Annotated in this window: 12 protein-coding genes; 2 read left to right on the top strand and 10 right to left on the bottom strand. The window is 50.4% G+C overall.

Features of this window, described 5'->3' with window-relative positions; genetic code table 11:
• Positions 1-9: 9 nt before the first annotated feature.
• Positions 10-1,497 carry a xylulokinase gene (locus tag DCW36_RS20040; protein WP_114782580.1) on the bottom strand — a complete coding sequence of 496 codons (1,488 nt, stop codon included), beginning with the start codon at positions 1,495-1,497 and terminating at the stop codon, positions 10-12.
• Between the two features lie 238 nt (positions 1,498-1,735).
• Between DCW36_RS20040 and DCW36_RS20035 the strand changes: the two genes are divergently transcribed.
• Positions 1,736-2,752 (top strand): LacI family DNA-binding transcriptional regulator, encoded by a 1,017-nt coding sequence (locus tag DCW36_RS20035; RefSeq protein WP_114782579.1) that lies wholly within the window; start codon positions 1,736-1,738, stop codon positions 2,750-2,752.
• A gap of 207 nt (positions 2,753-2,959) precedes the next feature.
• Here the strand turns inward: DCW36_RS20035 and DCW36_RS20030 are convergent, their stop codons facing one another.
• From DCW36_RS20030 to DCW36_RS19990, 9 genes are all read right to left on the bottom strand, one after another.
• Complete coding sequence (locus DCW36_RS20030; RefSeq protein ID WP_114782578.1) at positions 2,960-3,985, bottom strand: UDP-glucose--hexose-1-phosphate uridylyltransferase; 1,026 nt, start codon at positions 3,983-3,985, stop codon at positions 2,960-2,962.
• A 41-nt stretch (positions 3,986-4,026) separates the two neighbouring features.
• Positions 4,027-5,214: a galactokinase gene (locus DCW36_RS20025; RefSeq protein WP_240676253.1), complete on the bottom strand. Its 1,188-nt coding sequence runs from the start codon at positions 5,212-5,214 to the stop codon at positions 4,027-4,029.
• A gap of 173 nt (positions 5,215-5,387) precedes the next feature.
• Positions 5,388-6,593: an aldose epimerase family protein gene (locus tag DCW36_RS20020; RefSeq protein ID WP_114782577.1), complete on the bottom strand. Its 1,206-nt coding sequence runs from the start codon at positions 6,591-6,593 to the stop codon at positions 5,388-5,390.
• A 514-nt stretch (positions 6,594-7,107) separates the two neighbouring features.
• Positions 7,108-8,043, bottom strand: a complete 936-nt coding sequence (locus tag DCW36_RS20015) for a carbohydrate kinase family protein (RefSeq protein WP_114782576.1) — start codon at positions 8,041-8,043, stop codon at positions 7,108-7,110.
• Positions 8,044-8,297: 254 nt separating this feature from the next.
• On the bottom strand, positions 8,298-9,695 hold the full coding sequence (locus DCW36_RS20010; protein WP_114782575.1) for a carbohydrate porin: 1,398 nt from the start codon (positions 9,693-9,695) through the stop codon (positions 8,298-8,300).
• Between the two features lie 278 nt (positions 9,696-9,973).
• A complete protein-coding gene (locus DCW36_RS20005) occupies positions 9,974-10,852 on the bottom strand; it encodes a sugar phosphate isomerase/epimerase family protein (protein ID WP_114782574.1) in 879 nt (292 codons plus the stop codon).
• A 58-nt stretch (positions 10,853-10,910) separates the two neighbouring features.
• Positions 10,911-12,206, bottom strand: coding sequence for a sugar MFS transporter (locus tag DCW36_RS20000; RefSeq protein WP_240676252.1), 1,296 nt, complete (start codon positions 12,204-12,206; stop codon positions 10,911-10,913).
• An 82-nt stretch (positions 12,207-12,288) separates the two neighbouring features.
• Positions 12,289-13,236 carry a carbohydrate kinase family protein gene (locus DCW36_RS19995; RefSeq protein WP_114782572.1) on the bottom strand — a complete coding sequence of 316 codons (948 nt, stop codon included), beginning with the start codon at positions 13,234-13,236 and terminating at the stop codon, positions 12,289-12,291.
• A 124-nt stretch (positions 13,237-13,360) separates the two neighbouring features.
• Positions 13,361-14,383, bottom strand: a complete 1,023-nt coding sequence (locus tag DCW36_RS19990; protein WP_114782571.1) for a LacI family DNA-binding transcriptional regulator — start codon at positions 14,381-14,383, stop codon at positions 13,361-13,363.
• Positions 14,384-14,899: 516 nt separating this feature from the next.
• Here DCW36_RS19990 and DCW36_RS19985 point away from each other — a divergent pair.
• Positions 14,900-16,186, top strand: a complete 1,287-nt coding sequence (locus DCW36_RS19985) for a citrate synthase (protein ID WP_114782570.1) — start codon at positions 14,900-14,902, stop codon at positions 16,184-16,186.
• Positions 16,187-16,552 lie beyond the last annotated feature (366 nt).

Genomic DNA, 16,552 nt, shown 5'->3' with positions numbered 1-16,552 from the left:
TTATCTTTTTTATTTGCTGCCGTTGAGCTTTTGGAGCAACTGCTCCTTCCAAACCTGGTAAGCGGCTTCGTACTGCCCGGTTGCTTCCGGCTTCACGAGTTCAAGCGGCAGACTGTTGCTGAAGGCTTCTTCCCCGGATTTAAAGGTGCCGGAACCTATCCCTGCACCCAGTGCTGCCCCTACGCTTCCATCGGACTGGTAAAGTTCAACCGGCACATTCGTTGCGCCCACAAAAGCCTCCCGGAACAAAGGACTTAAGAACATGTTGGCCCTGCCCGCCCGGATAATACTGGGGTTCATGCCGTTCTCCCGCATAATGTCCAGCCCGTAGCGGAAGGCAAAAGCAATCCCCTCCTGCACGGCCCGGAAGATGTGCGCCTGGGTGTGTTTGTTCAGGTCGATGTTTTGCAGATGCGCGCCAATGAGCTTGTTGTTGAGCATGCGTTCTGCCCCGTTCCCAAATGGAAGTACGCTCAACCCGTCGCTGCCGATGGGCACCTTGCGGCCCAACTCGTTCATTTCGGGGTAGCTTACGCCGGGAGCAAAGTTGTCGCGGGCCCAGCGGTTCATGATACCGGTACCGTTGATGCACAGCAGCACCCCTACCCGCTTCTCGTCGCCGGCATAATTCACGTGCGCAAACGTATTTACCCGCGACTGCTTATCGTATACCAGCTGGTCACTCACGCCATAGATAACACCGGAAGTACCTGCCGTGGCGGCTACCTCACCCGGGTTCAGCACGTTCAGCGACAAGGCATTGTTTGGCTGGTCACCGGATTTATAGGCAACCGGAATACCGGGCTGCAGCCCCAGTTTCTCCGCCACATCGCGTTTAACAGAGCCATGCTCCGAGAAAACCGGCTTAATTTCGGGTATCAGGTTTTTGTCTATTTTATAATAGCCCAGAACGTCCTCCGACAGCTGGTCCTCTTTAAAATCCCAGAAAACGCCTTCCGACAACGCAGAAACACTTGTCGTTACCTCACCGGTCAGTTTCATGGCGACAAAATCGCCTGGCAGCATCACTTTGTCGATTTGCGCATACAGTTCCGGCTCGTTTGCTTTTACCCAGGCCAGTTTGGAGGCGGTAAAATTGCCCGGCGAGTTGAGCAGGTGCGACAGGCTTCTTTCTTCTCCGATCGCCTCAAAAGCACCATTACCCAGTTCCACGGCGCGGCTGTCGCACCAGATAATGGAATCGCGCAACACCTGCTGCGCCTTGTTTACCACAACCAGGCCGTGCATCTGGTAGGCAATACCGATGGCGCCAACAGCTGTTGGGTTGTAGCTGCCGGAAGCGTTAAGTTTAAGGATTGCCGCCTGTACGTGCTCCCACCACATGTCGGGGGACTGCTCCGCCCATCCTGCCCGGTGCGAGATAATGCCCGTTTCCGTTTCGGGATATTGTGCGGAGGCCAGGCTCTGCTGCGTTTCAGCATCTACAACCGACACTTTGATGGATGAAGTGCCAACATCTATTCCAAGTAAGAGCATAGGCAATGGATAGTATGGTATGGTTAAGTTAACAATCGTTTGTTTCTGATGATGTTGTTCGTGCCCATTAAGAACAGCAAGTGCCAACGTTGGCATAATATTATCATAAACTTTTGACATCTAAAAATTTATTTGCTTTTTTGTAATAAAATGTCGCTATTTTTAACCAAAAGATAAGCAGCAGCGCTTTCTAAATTAATGGCTGTACACTGACAGCTGGTATGAAACAATAAAAATTTTGCAAAAGCCAACCATACACGACATCGCCCGTGAGTTAAATGTCACGTTTTCGACCGTGGCGCGGGCGCTGAACGATCATCCTGCTATCAGCATCGCTACCAAAGAGGCTGTCAGGGAAACAGCGAAGCGCCTGGGTTACCGCCAGAACAAACTTGCCTCTTCGCTCCGCTCCGGGCGCTCCAACATCATCGGCATTCTTGTCCCAAGCCTCGACGTTACGTTCTTCAGCTCCGTGGTGCATGGTATCGAAAACGTGATGAACGAGAATGGTTACAACATCCTGCTTTACCAGTCAAATGAATCTTTTAAACAGGAATCGAAGGGGATTGAGACCTTTTTGCAGGCACGGGTGGATGGGATTATTTCTTCTATTTCTGCCGAAACGACCAAGGATGAATTTTATGCCGAGATCATAAAAAAAGGAGTTCCGCTGCTTTTGTTTGACCGCGTGCTCGAAAACCTTCCGGTTCCATCGGTCACGATTGATGATTACAAAGGGGGATTTATCGCAACCGAGCACCTGATTAAAAAGGGGTACCGGCAGATCGTACATATTACCTCGGAGCAGAAGCTTAAAATATTTGCTGAACGTTTCAGGGGGTATGTGGATGCTTTAAAGCAATATGGTATTCCTTTCCGGGAAGAGCTTGTTTTCCGGGGAAAAGTGTCGCTTGAATTTGGCAGGCAATGTATACACGAGTTGCTGCAGCAGAGAATAGCTTTCGATGCCGTGTTTTCGATGGAAGATTACACGGCGCTGGGCGCGATACAGGAGCTGATGGCAGCCGGTATTTCGGTGCCGGAGCAGGTGGGCGTTATCGGGTTTGCCAACGAGGCGTTTGGCGCATATATCACTCCAACCCTCTCCACCATGGACCAGCAGACGGTACGGATGGGGCGGGAAGCAGCCCAGCTCTTCCTGAAGCTGCTCAAGAAGAAGAATTTTTACGAAGCGGCACCCGAAAAAATTGTGCTGGAGCCCTTGCTGATGGCACGGCAGTCGACCAACAGGTAAAAAATTAAGGCCCGCAGCTCAGAATGTGAACTGCGGGCCTTTTTTTAATATTGAATCAGTTACTACAGGAGCAGTGGCTATGGTGGCTGCAGCAGCTAAATTTTCACAAGGCAAAATGGGTGATTTCCATCTTTAGTTGCTGCTGTGTTCCTGTTGCAGCCACTTTTACCTTTCTGCAGCTGCCACCACAGCCTCTGCTCCTGGTTTTTACACCAAACTTCTTAAGCGACCGGCGCTGGTTTCCGGAGTGATGTCGCGCTGCGGGTCGCCCAGCATTTCGTAACCTACCATAAATTTCTTCACCGACGCCGAGCGCAGCAGCGGCGGGTAGAAGTGCATGTGCAGGTGCCAGCCCGTGTGCTCCTCCCCGTCCGTCGGCATTTGATGGATGCCGGCAGAGTAAGGGAACGACACGTTGAAGAGCTGGTCGTACACCTTGGTCAGCTTTTTGATGGCGTCGGCAAAAGCGTCTTTCTCCTCCTCCGTCATCTCGCCCAGGTGCCGGATGTGTCGACGGGGCAGCAGCATGGTTTCGAAGGGCCACACGGCCCAGAACGGTACCAGCGCCACAAAATGCTCATTGCTGTACACAATACGTTGGTTCTCTTCCAGTTCCAGCTCCAGGTAATCCTGCAGCAGGCTCAGGCCGTTTGCCTCGAAATACTCCTGCTGCATCTTCGTCTCGCGTGCCGGACCGGCTGGTACCGAGCTCTGCGCCCAGATCTGCCCGTGCGGGTGCGGATTGCTGCAGCCCATCACGGCTCCCTTGTTTTCGAAGATCTGCACGTGGTTGATGAAGTCGATCTTGCTCAGCTCCAGGTATTCCCGCTCCCACAGGTCCACCACCTTGCGGATGTCGGCCACTTCCATGTCAGGAAGGGTGAGGTCGTGGCGGGGCGAGAAGCAGATAACTTTACAGATACCGCGCTCGCTCTCGGCCCGCAGCAGGCTGTTTTTGGTATAGGAACCTTCGGGCGTGGAGGCTTGTAAGGCTCCAAAGTCGTTTTCGAAGACGTAGGTGGAAGGATAATCCGGATTCTGCTCGCCGTTGGCCCTGGTGTTGGTGGGGCACAGGTAACAGGTGGGATCGTACTCGGGACGCGCATCTTTCTGCACATCCTCCTGTTGTCCCTGCCAGGGGCGCTTGGCCCGGTGCGGCGATACCAGCACCCACTCCCCCGACAATGGATTGTAACGGCGGTGCGGGTGTTCTGCTAAATCAAATGAACTCATAATACTTTTAATGGCACAGCTAGTGCTGTGGCTTTTATTAATTAGTTAACTGCTATTTCCTGTTGTGCAAGGCTGCTGCCGTCTACGATCTGTGCTACATAAATCTGGGGCTTTCTGCCGAACTGCTGCTCGTAAGCGGCTTCTATTCTCCGGGAGAAATTCTCCAGCTCAGCGAGCTTTACGATATTGATGGTGCAGCCACCAAAGCCGCCGCCCATCATGCGGGCGCCCAGCACATCGTCATCGTTTCGGGTCTGGTCCACCAGGAAATCCAGTTCCGGGCAGCTCACTTCGTAGTCGTGCTGAAGGCCGGCATGGGAAAGGTACATTTTTTCGCCGAAGGCCTGCAGGTCGCCCTGCTCCAGGTTGTGGCAGGCTTCTTCCACCCGGTTGTTCTCGCTTACCACGTACAGGCAGCGCTTGTAAATAACCGGCTCAAACTCGTCTTTGTGCTGCTCCAGCATCTGTAGCGTCACGTCGCGCAGGCTTTTTACCTGCGGGTAGTGCTTGTGCAGGATGGCTACACCGGCTTCGCATTCCTGGCGGCGGGTGTTGTATTCTGACGAAGCCAGCGAGTGCTTCACCTGCGTGTCGCAGAGCACGATGCGGTAGCTATCGAGGTCGGAGCTGTAGTACTGGTAGTCGAGGGAGCGGCAGTCGAGCTTAACTACATGCCCTTCCTTGCCGAACATGCTGGCAAACTGGTCCATGATGCCGCACTTCACACCTGCATACTCGTGCTCGGCCCGCTGCGCCATCTTCACCAGTTCAAATTTCTCCACGTTAAACCCGAAGATATGATTAAGGGCAAAGGCAAGGCCGCATTCTACAGCTGCCGAAGAAGAAAGGCCCGCGCCAATGGGAATGTTGCCGCCAAAAACAAGGTCGAAGCCCTGCACCTGGTGTCCTGCCTTCTGGAACTGCGCCACTACCCCCAGCAGGTAATTGGCCCAGGCCGTCTGAGAAGGTCTGATCTGGTTCAGGTCGAAGGAAGCATCCTCCTTCATATCGTAGGAATAAGCCCGGAAGGTATCGGTATTGGTGGGGGCAATGGCAAAGTAAACTTCTTTGTCGATGGCTGCCGGTAACACAAATCCTTCGTTATAATCGGTATGCTCCCCAATCAGGTTTACCCGCCCCGGCGAACGCACTACTACCGGCTCCTGCTGGTATAGTTCGTTAAATTTTGCTACTATTTCGTTAATCATCATGTCGTTACTGTTATGCATCCCGGTTGTTTGCCAGCTCCGGTACTATTTCATTCGCGGGCTGGTACTCCTGCACCTGGTAAAAGTAAATCAAACGGGTTGAATCAAATTTAAAATAAGCTGTATTGCAACGGATACTATTCAATAAAGGGCTTATTTGAATCAAATCAAATAAGCCCTTTATTGTGTTTTTATTATTGAGGTAAATTCTCCTCGGGAGCACTCTCTTTTACAGAGAATTTGTAGGTTGTAGAGGAGGTTAACTTTTCTCCCGGTCTGAGTATGGTAGAAGGGAAGTCATTCTGGTTTGGCGAATCCGGGAAATGCTGTGTTTCGAGGCAGAAACCGTAGTGCTTGCTGTACGTGGTATTTCCTTTGCCGGTCAGGGTGCCATCCAGGAAGTTACCGGAATAAAACTGGATACCAGGCTCTGTGGTAAATACCTCCATGTAACGGCCGGTGGTTGGCTCGTAAACGGTAGCAGCCAGTTTAGAGTCTCCTTCGCCATTATTCAGCACATAGTTGTGGTCGTAACCACCTTCCACGGCACTGATGCGCTCGCCAATTACAGTTGGTTTGGTAAAATCCATGGGCGTACCCGCCACAGCACGGTTTTCGCCTGTTGGAATAAGTGTTTCGTCAACAACTGTGTATTTGTCGGCGTTGATCATGAGTACGTGGTCCAGGGCATCTTTGGCCTGGCCTGCTGCCAGGTTGAAATAAGCGTGGTTGGTTAAGTTAACCGGTGTTGCCTTATCGGTAGTAGCTTCATAATCGATTTTCAGCTCATTGTCGTTGGTGAGCGTATAAGTCACCGTCACGTTCAGGTTGCCGGGGTAGCCTTCTTCCATATCCTTGCTCAGGTAAGTCATGCGAAGAGCATTCTGTCCTGGCACTTCCTCGGCATTCCAGAACACTTTATCATAGCCTTTGTTACCGCCATGCAGGTGGTTGGGGCCGTTGTTGGTGGCCAGCGTATATTCGGTGCCGTCGATGGTAAATTTACCTTTGGCAATCCGGTTGCCGTAACGGCCTACGATAGCGCCAAAGTACGGATTGCTTTTCGTATAAGCTTCGCTCTGGAAACCTCCCAGGCTATCAAAGCCCAGGACCACATCGCCCATTTTGCCGTTTTTGTCCGGTACCATGATGGACGTAATGGTTGCTCCGTAGTTGCTTATTTTCACCTCCATCCCCTTCTCGTTCGTCAGGGTATACTGAAAAGCTTCTTCGCCCTCTTTTGATTTCCCAAAAGATTCCTTTTTGATTTTCATAGATTCTGTTTCTTGTTCGGTTGTTTCTTCTACTGTCCGTTGTTCGGAGCAGCTGGCTAAACCTGATAAGCTGAGGCTACCTGCGAGTGCCAGCGTTAAGAGGTTCCGGGAGTTACTTTTTTTCATAATAATTTATTCTTGTTGATAGTTTGGCTGTTTAGGTGCTTCGGTGGCAGGTAAGAAGTTGGCGGCCACTCCAATTTAGCGGCCCAATATATAGAAATTGTACAGTGTTTCAAACACCGGCAACCGGGAATTAAAATTAGAGGCAAAGCAGCTTTGGCTGCAGTATGTAAGTAAAACTTAAACCGATTACGCTTAATTTACTGAGGGTATCTAATTTATCAAAAGGCGCGTTTTTAAAATTTCATATATAAACACAGTATTTATCCTGCGGTAGTGCTGTTATTTACTTACAAAGGTTGATTATCTGCGGAAGCAGCATGCACGCGCATGCTCGCCGCCTACCTGAAACAAGGTACAGCAGTGGCTGTGGAGGCAGGTGCAGTAATGTTTTAAACAGGATGTGTAGCAGCTAAAGGAGCGTAACGGAAATGATGTGGCATACATATAAAAAAAAAGGCCCCGACTGCTACGTCCGGGCCTTCTTTTTTATAGGTGAAAACAAGCTGGATCTGATTCAGGCAGATTTTATCGCAGGCACAGGCAGCTTTTCCTTACCTGCCAATAAGGTATCCAGCTCGCTGGTGGTGTACGGGGGGCAGGCACCGTGCTTCGACGTAACAAGTGCACCTAGCGCGGCTGCGTACGCCAGTGCTGTTTCTGCTGATTCGTTCTGCAGCTTTTTAGCCAGGAAGGCAGCCAGGAAAGCGTCGCCGCTGCCAACAGTGTCTGCCACTTCTACCGGTAGGGCTGCACAATCCAGGCGTTTTCCGGGGATAAAATAAGAAGCTCCTTTGCTGCCCCTCGTTACAATAATTTCCCCGATGCCGAACTGCTCGTGCAGCAACCCGATACGGGCTGCCTCCGACGTAATGCCGCCACCAAACCAATCCGTAAGCAACTCCAGCTCCTGCTGGTTTAGCTTTAACAGGTTGGTCTTATGCAATAATTGCCGGATAACAGCGGGAGAGTAATGCGGCGCCCGCAGGTTAACATCGAACACGTTAAAGGCGGACTCCTCTAGTAACCTGAACAAGGTTTCCCGGGATGTCTGGTTACGGGTAGCCAGGCTTCCGAACACAAAGGCATCGGCCCTCCTGAGTAAGCTCGCAGCCTCCGTGTTGTAGGATATAAAATCCCAGGCCACCGGGTATACGATTTCGTAAGTTACCTCATGGTTTTCACCTACCCTGGCGTGCACTTCGCTGGTAGGATAAGCTGCATCTGCTTCACATAAGGCTGTCGACAGTCCCCAGCTTTTCAGCGTATTTAACAAAATGTCGCCGGCTACGTCCTCACCTACCCTGCTTAATAAATGAGCTTTTACCCCCATTTGTTGCAGGTGGTACGCCACATTCATCGGGGCTCCACCCGGGTTGGGACCAGTGGGCATGATATCCCACAAAACTTCACCAAAGCAGATAACGGATGTTGTTTCAGGTAATCTGGTCATAATGCTGTCATTTTATACATGATGCTTTGCAAGCCTGATCAATTTACTCTCTTCACCGGTAACCGGTTATTCTGCGCGTCCTATTTGTAAAAAAGGATGCTAATCAGGTTTGCTTTAACGTTTAAGCAAATTAACAGCAATAAAGTTCCCTTAATTACGGGTATCGTACAAAACCTGCTTCCATGGAAGAGCAGCAGCGGGTATGGTGGCAGGTGCAGCAGAACTAACCAAGTAAAAAAAGCGCATGAAAACAGCTAAAACAGCCACCATTCCGATCTGACACCTAACGTGACTCCCCAGTTTCTGCCGGCAGCCTGCTGCAGGTAGTCGGAACTGGTATTTTCAGAAGCGAACGTGTTATATTTTGCTGTGCTTACCACCAGCCGGATATGGGGTCGTGCCCATGGGTCGCGGGAGGCTGTTGGCACCAGGGTGGGCGCAATCGTAAATTTGATCATTTCTGCAGCGGGCTGGTCGCCGTCAGTACGCGACGTGTAGTGCAGCTCGTTTAACAGGTGGAACCAGTCCGTAAGATAAACAAAGCTACGGAAGCCCACAGCCAGGTCGGTTTTGCTGTTATACACGAAGTTGCCTGCCTGGTTCCGGACCTTACCAGTGGCCGCGGCTCCTCCCCTGCTGTTGGTATACAACGCATACCCGTTCAGGCTGAATTTATTTGATAGATTCAGCAGGAAATGCTCTACAACGGCCAGTGAACGGGCGTTGGTAAACTGCCTTGTTTCCGTGTCGGGAGCGCCGTATGTTGCCCAGGTAAAGGTGTTGCCTCCATCGCCGCCGTTGGCAATGCCTTTGCCGTACCTGACAGCCAGCTGGTTGAATGATCCTTTTTTAGTTGTTGGCAGGTCCGTGCTCAGTTTTGCTCCAATTACCCAGCCCTTATCTTCGGGGTAAGCAATGGAATCGCTTCTAACAGCCGGCAAGCTATGGTATTCACCCAGGAACTTGACGCGGTTTTGGTAAGGCAGGTTTATGGTATGCTCGCCTATGACGATGGTACGCTGCCGGATGGCTGTCTGTGTACTGCCCTTTCCTGCTGCAGGATAGGCATAAGGCGTGGCGGATGCGCCGCCATCTGAGAACGCCGGGAAGAGCACGGTAAGTTCTGTCTGTTTCCGGCCAATGCCAAAGCCCTGCGAGGAGTGGTCGTCAAAATAAAAGTAATCGTTGATGTGAATGTCATCGTAGCGCCTGTACCGGGCACCTGCCCAGGCAGACCAGTTACTGCCCACGATGTTACGTGCCTCTACATAAGCTTCGGGCATGGCGATGGTAAGTCCGTCGGTAGAGCGGGAGGTTACGTTTCCCAGGAACTGGCCGCCCGACGGGTACACGCCCATTCTTACCTGAAAGTCAATATACGTGGTATCTTCCTTTACAGTAACAGGGGTAAAATGAATGCTGGGCATCAGGTCAAAATAATCGCCTTGCTCCAGTCTACCTCCGATAGAACCTTGTCCGTGCAGATTCAGCGGTTTACCTGTTTTGCCTGCGATTCCCGGCGAAACGATGGCGCCTATTCTGCCGGTTGTCCCCAACGAAAAATGTTTGTTTGTTACGACTTGGGCATTACTAAAGCCAATGCTCAACGGCAACAGCATACCTGTGAGCAAGATTTGTCTGATTGCTTTCATGATAAAATAAGAAATAAAAATGATAACCTGAAGCTGAGAGAGGCAAGCGTTCAAAGGATGACGGAAGCCTTACGACACCCGCCTCCTTACGAGGAAGTAAAAACTGTGTACCCTTCCTGGCCACCCAGGCAGATTGCCGGAACAGCTTAAGAAGCCAGGAAGAGGAGTTGATCAGCCGGTGTTAGGGTAAGTAGTGCAGCAGCAGCAAGTATGTTCCGGTTCTGTTTCAGCCGGCAGGTAGAGGATTCGGACGGCGGGCAGTGCAGGTACGTTCCTTGTTACAGCAGGGCCGGTGCTGTTGCACAATCCTGCCGGAGTCCCCATTTTTCTGCCATTTGTTGCATAAAAGCCAGGCTCCCTTTTGCCAGCTCTTCGGGCGTGTAGCGGGACGGACGCCAGAGCGAGGTGGGACCAACCAATTCAGTAATATGAGATGAGAAATTTTCCAGTACCAGCGGACCGGCATAGTGGATTTCCTGTAGTCCCCGGAACAGGTCATCCCAGCGCACGTTGCCTTCTCCCAGCATGCCGCGGTCGCTTTCTGTGATGTGTACATGCTGCAGCAGGTCTCCGGCCAGTATTACCGGGCTATAGAAGCTGCTTTCTTCGATGTTCATATGAAACGTGTCGAGGTGAAGCGCCAGGTTCTTTAGGTTCATACGTTGCAGCAGGTAAAGCACTTCAGCAGCCGACGTGAACACATAGCTTTCATAGCGGTTAATAGGTTCCAAGGCGACCGTAATGCCGCGCGCTCCGGCGTAGGCAGCTACCTCGCCCAGCACATCCTCCACGATGGTTAACTCGGTTCCTGTGCAGGGATTTCCGGTAAAAGTGCCGATAGAGGAATACAGCACGCCCCCCAGAAAGTCGCCTTCCATTGCCTCTACTTTGTTTAAAGCTGCTTTTAGTAGCCGGGCAGCCCGGGCTGGGTGCGCGGGTAAATGGCAATCGGACGGAAGTATGAATGAGCATCTTCCTTCCAGCCCATGCAGGGTTAATTGTTTTTTTACCTTTCCGGCATCGAAATCCAGGGAGGCGGGCAACAGGATTTCAAGCATATCAAAGCCGCAGGCGGCAGTTTTCTGAATGGCATACAGTCCGCCCTCCGGCGACCAGGCCGGGATCCAGGAAAGTATTGAAGCTCCGTATTGTATCATGACTGAAATAAATTAACTGTAAAAATGAATTCGACAGGAAGTGCAGACAACTTGTAACCTATTTCCTGACTTTGTAAAGGGTGTAGCCAAACAGGAAAATGATGGCATAGCAAATAACAGGCAGGTAATACGCGGTAGCCACATCGTGATTGGCCACGATACCCATCACCGGCGGAAACAAAGCGCCACCTACTACGCCCATCACCATAAATGAAGATGCCTGCTGCGTGTGTACACCCAGGTTCTTCAGGCCCAGGCTGAAAATAGTGGGATACATAATGCTGAAGAAGAAGTTAAGCATCATGAGGGCAACAAAAGAAGTCCAGCCCCAGCTTTGCGCTACTACCACGCACAACACAATGTTGATGAGCGCATTAACGGCCAGCAGTTTGTTGGGAGCCACGAAGCGCATGACAAAGGTGCCAATAAAACGGCCCACCATCATCAGCACCATGCTGAAGGCAAAGTAATAGGCCGCACGCTCGTCGGTCAGGCCCGGAATCTTTTCAACGCCATAGTTGATGAAGAATGCCCAGGTACCTCCTTGTGCAGCCACATTAAAGAACTGGGTTACCACCGCCCAAACAAAGTGCCTGTGCTGGTGTAATTTTTTAGGCGTTTGTTGGGATACAGCCATGGCACCGGTCTCACTTGTTTCATCATCGGAAGCATCCGTTGCATGTGGGTCGGTAAGGGCAGGCACTTTAACGAAAGAAAACGCGATGGCAATGAGGGCGATAACGGTGCCGATGGCCATGTATAATAACTTCACGGCATCTAAACCGCTCTCCACCCCATTGGCTACACTAAGAATGAAAAAACCGCCGATCAACGGGCCCAACACAGCACCCAGCCCGTTGAAAGCCTGGGCAAAGTTCAGGCGCTGGTCGCTGGTGCGCTGGTCGCCGAGGCTAGCCACAAACGGGTGCGCCACAGCCTCTAAGGTGGCCAGTCCGCAGGCCAGAATGAACAAGGCAATTCTGAAAAAACCAAAGGAAGCCGCATCCGCTGCAGGTATAAACAGGAAGGCGCCGCTGGCATAGAGGAACAGCCCCAGCAACACGCCTTTTTTATAGCCAAAGCGTTTCATAAACAGACCCGCCGGAATACCCATGATGGCATAGGCGCCGAAGATCGAGAATTGTACCATCCCGGATTCAGCTTTGGACACATGCAGAACATTCTGGAAATGGCGGTTCAGGACATCGCCCATGGTAATCGCAATTCCCCAGAGCATGAACAGGGAGGTAACAAAAATGAGCGTAACAACATACTTCCTGTCGGTGAACGAAGGTTTGTTCTGTACCGCTTGTGTGGCAGCCTGCTTGCGCGGCATTGTCATTAACTGTGGCATAACCGTAAAAATTAAAGATGAAACATGTAACCGTTTTTTATAGATATTTCTGGATTTGATAAGGCATTTAACGTTGCCGGGGCTAAAGCACCTGCAGTAGTGTTTCCGGGCAGGTAAGCTTAGCTGCCTCCTGGCTTTGCTTAAATTCCTCCAGTTCGGAAAGCGTATAGTCCGGGCAGGCGCCGTGGTTCCTGGTAACAAACCCGCCTAATGCAGCAGCGTAAGCCAAGGCCACCTCAGCCGTGTTGCCTTGTAAGCGTTTCGCCAGAAAAGCCGCCAGAAAGGCATCGCCGCTGCCTACAGTGTCTGCTACTTCTACTTTACAGGCTGCACAATCTAACTGCGCATGCGGTGTGAAGAAGGAGGCGCCCCTGCTGCCTTTTGTGACAATTATTTCCTGGATGCCGAATTTTTCCTGCAAAAGCTGTATGCGGTCTGCCTCGGAAGAACAGGAGCTGCTCAGCCAGTCTGTGATAAGTATTAGCTCATGCTCGTTCAGTTTCAGCAAATCGGTGGCTTGCAGCAGCTGCTTTACATGTTCGGGCGCATAGTGGGGTGCACGTAGGTTCACATCAAACACGTTGTACCCGGATTTTTCCAGCAGCTTAAAGAGGGTGGCGCGTGAGGTTTCGTTTCGGGTAACCAGGCTTCCGAACACAAGGGCATCGGCGCTGGCAAGTAAATCGCTGTAACGGCTCTGGTAAGAGATAAAATCCCAGGCCACCGGGTACAGAATCTCATAACTTACCTCATGGTGCGCGTTAACGCGCGCATGCACCTCACTTGTCGGATAAACCGCATCGGTTCCGCAGTAGGTTACGGGCAGCCCCCATTCCGTTAGCAGGTTCCTTAGCTGTTTCCCTGGCTCGTCCTGTCCGGTCCGGCTGACCAGGTGGGCCTGCACCTGGAGTTTGTTCAGGTGATACGCCACATTCATAGGGGCACCACCGGGTTGGGCAGAAGCGGGGAGAATGTCCCATAAGATTTCTCCAAAACAAATGACGTTTTTTCGTTCGGTAGTTTTTTTCATGACACTTATCTTTTGATGGTGAGTGAATAGTTGTCTGTACACGGGCTGTTTCAGGCATAACAGCCGAAAATATATATTATAACACTTGCTTAAACGTTTAAGCAAAGAATCAAAAAAATTTCCCTTACTTATCGGGCATGCCGCCGCTTGATGCGCGCACCACGAGGGTCGCCTCCAGGTTGAGCTGCGTTATGTTTTTATTGCTTTCGATGTTCTTGAGTAAAAGTTCGACTGCCTGTTTCCCGAAAGCCGCCATGGGCTGACGAACATACGTTATCGGGCAGTAAAAAAGATCGTAGGCATCGGTTTCATCAAAGCCCACCACGGCAATATCATCCGGCACTTTCAGCTTCAGGTCGCGAATGTATTTTAAACCGGTAACTGTTAATTTGTTTGAAGGAAAGAATATCGCGTCAACCGGCGGCTCGAGTGCCCGGAAACTATCCAGGGCTTCTTTGATATCCTCTTTGAGGTGGCTCTCCCGGATCTCCTGCAGCAATACGGGCTCCACCTGCAGCTTGTTTTCTGTCAGCGCCTGCTTATAGCCCCGCGAACGTTCCTGCAGGTGAAAAAGGCTGGTGTCGTAATTTACCATCCCGATGCGCCTGCGTCCATTCCGGATCAGAAGCGATACGGCATCGAAGGCAGCTTTATAATTATCCAGCGCGACATAATTGGCCGGCAGATCCGGCAGGTAACGGTCTATGAGCACAAAAGGAATGTTTTTTTCCTGCAGGTACTTGATCTGTGCTTCGGAGTTAACCGTAGGCGCAATGATAAAACCGTCTACCTGGCGGTTAAGCAACACCGTCATCAGGTTCCAGGCATTTTCAGGCGTTTCGTCGGAGCTGCCAAAGATCACGGTATAATTGCTTTTTTTGGCTTCGTCTTCGATGATGCGCGCCAGGTTTGCGAAAAAGGTATTTGAAATATCTGCCACAATAAAACCAATGGTAAGCGTTTTGCCGCTCTTCAGGCTTTTGGCTATCTGGTTTGGCTGGTAATTCAGTTCCCGGGCTGCCTTTTTAATCCGGGCCACCATCTCCTCTCCTACCCGCATCTCCCGTTCCTTGCCGTTGATAACATAGGAAACCAGTGCGGTTGAAACGCCTACTTTTTTCGCTATATCTTTCAGGGATGCTTTCATGGCTTTTCGGTTCAGTATATTTCGCTAGCTTAATCGTTTAAGCAAGGCTTGTAAAAAAATATTTTTGGCTACCCTTTACCGGCTTTCAAAAATATCGCTTACCCCTAACAATCGTTAGTTTCATTACAAATGTAAGTAAACTTTTTAAAAACACAAAATTATTTCTTAAATTTTACATAAAATATTTTTGTAACTGCCGGTGGATATCCGTACGGGCTATGGAAGGCGGGTGATGTGCCATGGATGTAGAGCGGCAGCGCAACTTGCAGCCGTGGAGTTACCGGTTAGTACCTGCTCCGGGGGCAAACGGCTGATAGTGCCGCGACAGGCCTGTTTTTTCGGAACGAACCGCCCCAAAGTCCGGGTAACACAGCAGGAATAACCCCTGAAAATAAGGCTTTTTCGGGCGGTCTGAAATATTTTATTTAGATAATACTTTCTAAATTTCATTTTCAGACATTTTTACATAATTTCGCTTCCTTATAAGAGACACATTACGGACAAAAAAACTTAATCATGTCAGATTTCGCTGAATTAAATTTAGAAGGTAAATCCTACAAGCTGCCAATAATTGTAGGTACTGAAGAAGAAAAAGCAATCGATATCTCCTCTCTCCGAGCCGAAACCGGTTATGTAACCCTGGATTCCGGTTATAAAAATACGGGTGCTACTACCAGCGCCATTACGTTCCTGGATGGAGAGAAAGGTATTTTGAGCTACAGAGGCTATCCTATTGAGCAGCTTGCCGAGAAGTCGAACTTCATTGAAGTGGCTTACCTTTTGATATATGGCTCTTTGCCTACCGCCGACGAGTTGGACCAGTTCAACAACCGGATTAAGCGCCATACCCTTGTGAATGAAGACATGCGTAAGATTCTGGATGGTTTTCCTTCTGCGGCGCACCCGATGGGAATTCTTTCGGCCCTGGTGAGCTCCCTTACCGCCTTCTACCCGGAATCTGTAAATCCGAACCAGACGACCGACGAAGTAGACCGTACCATTGTACGCTTACTGGCCAAGCTCTCTACCATCGCCGCCTGGTCTTACAGGAATTCGGTTGGGCACCCTGTTATTTACCCGAAAAACAGACTCGATTACTGCTCCAACTTCCTGAACATGATGTTCGCTTTTCCAACGGAAGAGTACCAGATTAATCCAGTGGTTGTAGATGCTTTAAATAAACTGCTTATCCTGCACGCCGACCACGAACAGAACTGCTCAACTTCTACGGTTCGTCTGGTAGGTTCAGCTAATGCCAGCCTTTATTCTTCTGTTTCTGCCGGTATCAGCGCCCTTTGGGGTCCATTACATGGTGGTGCCAACCAAGCTGTAATCGAAATGCTGGAGCAGATTAAAGCGGATGGTGGCGATTCGAAGAAATTCATTGCGAAAGCAAAAGACAAAAACGATCCGTTCCGTCTGATGGGCTTTGGCCACCGGGTGTACAAAAACTTTGACCCGCGCGCTAAAATCATCAAAAAGACGGCTGATGATGTATTGGGTGCCCTGGGCATCAAGGATCCGATCCTGGGTATTGCCAAGGAACTGGAAGAGGCTGCGCTTACCGACCAGTATTTCATCGATCGCAAGCTGTACCCGAACGTGGACTTCTACTCCGGCATTATTTACCGTGCCATCGGTATTCCAACCAACATGTTCACCGTTATGTTTGCATTGGGTCGTCTGCCAGGCTGGATTGCCCAGTGGAAAGAGATGCGTGAGCAGAAAGAGCCAATCGGTCGTCCGCGCCAAATTTATGTTGGTGCTACGGAGCGCAACTATGTTCCGATCAACGAGCGATAAGCTTTAGCTTCTAAAATTAATAAAAACAAAACGCCGGCTGCTGCAAAGTAGCCGGCGTTTTGCTTTAGGACCGTTGATGGTAATGATGGCGCTGATGAGTGTGATTTTATGTTTGTCTGAATCAGGATTTACAGAATTAACGGATTTTCAGGATTGGATTTGTCTGAACCGCTGATTCATGTGATTTGATTGATGACTATGATTTACTGCCGAATCAAGATTATGAGGAGCAGAGGCTATGGTGGCAGGAGCAAAAGACTTTTTTAGCGCCATTTGTAATAGGGTTGAAGATTTTCAACCCCTACAAAATCACTACCTCTCTACCTCCCAAACTTTCTAACTCTCTAACTCTCTAACTCTCTAACT

Source organism: Botryobacter ruber (assembly GCF_003347595.2).
GTDB classification, from domain to species: Bacteria; Bacteroidota; Bacteroidia; order Cytophagales; family Hymenobacteraceae; genus Pontibacter; species Pontibacter ruber_A.
The sequence above is the reverse complement of the archived record's forward strand: the minus strand, read 5'-3'. Positions and strand labels throughout refer to the sequence as shown.

What these genes read in the sequence shown, in the direction of transcription:
- DCW36_RS20020 (WP_114782577.1), bottom strand. Translation starts at nt 6,593, where the DNA reads ATGAAAAAAAGTAACTCCCGGAACCTCTTAACGCTGGCACTCGCAGGT.
- DCW36_RS20040 (WP_114782580.1), bottom strand. Translation starts at nt 1,497, where the DNA reads ATGCTCTTACTTGGAATAGATGTTGGCACTTCATCCATCAAAGTGTCG.
- DCW36_RS20015 (WP_114782576.1), bottom strand. Translation starts at nt 8,043, where the DNA reads ATGACCAGATTACCTGAAACAACATCCGTTATCTGCTTTGGTGAAGTT.
- DCW36_RS20030 (WP_114782578.1), bottom strand. Translation starts at nt 3,985, where the DNA reads ATGAGTTCATTTGATTTAGCAGAACACCCGCACCGCCGTTACAATCCA.
- DCW36_RS19990 (WP_114782571.1), bottom strand. Translation starts at nt 14,383, where the DNA reads ATGAAAGCATCCCTGAAAGATATAGCGAAAAAAGTAGGCGTTTCAACC.
- DCW36_RS19995 (WP_114782572.1), bottom strand. Translation starts at nt 13,236, where the DNA reads ATGAAAAAAACTACCGAACGAAAAAACGTCATTTGTTTTGGAGAAATC.
- DCW36_RS20005 (WP_114782574.1), bottom strand. Translation starts at nt 10,852, where the DNA reads ATGATACAATACGGAGCTTCAATACTTTCCTGGATCCCGGCCTGGTCG.
- DCW36_RS20010 (WP_114782575.1), bottom strand. Translation starts at nt 9,695, where the DNA reads ATGAAAGCAATCAGACAAATCTTGCTCACAGGTATGCTGTTGCCGTTG.
- DCW36_RS20000 (WP_240676252.1), bottom strand. Translation starts at nt 12,206, where the DNA reads ATGCCACAGTTAATGACAATGCCGCGCAAGCAGGCTGCCACACAAGCG.
- DCW36_RS20025 (WP_240676253.1), bottom strand. Translation starts at nt 5,214, where the DNA reads ATGCATAACAGTAACGACATGATGATTAACGAAATAGTAGCAAAATTT.
- DCW36_RS19985 (WP_114782570.1), top strand. Translation starts at nt 14,900, where the DNA reads ATGTCAGATTTCGCTGAATTAAATTTAGAAGGTAAATCCTACAAGCTG.